1 protein-coding gene is annotated in these 294 nt (G+C 71.8%); it reads right to left on the bottom strand.

Annotated features, from left to right (window positions below):
* The coding region (locus AC0IYH_RS30870) for a hypothetical protein (protein WP_471837986.1) at window positions 1-294 on the bottom strand (294 nt) is incomplete at both ends.

Below are 294 nucleotides of genomic sequence, written 5' to 3'. Positions count from 1 at the left end.
CCGGGCGACAAGTCAACGCCGGCAGCACAGTGCCTTGCTCTTGACCCGACGCTTGGCATGCCACGTCCGCCGCCACCGCGGAGACGCCCACGAAATGGTCGTCGACCGGCACCTGCGCCAAGTTCGTTTCCGTGCCCGTGACATCGCGGGTCTGCGTCCAGTCGGCCGTGTCGTTGCGCCGCCAGCGCACGCGGTAGCGCACCGCGCCCGGCGATGCGGCCCAGCGGACGATCGTGTCGCGCGACAGATCGCCCTTCAAACTCGCGCTGGCGGGTGCGGGCGGGGCGGCGGCGA

The sequence above is a fragment of the Pseudomonas sp. AC463 genome (genome assembly GCF_979253585.1).
Note: the sequence above shows the minus strand (reverse complement) of the source record. Positions and strands in the feature narration are given on the sequence as shown.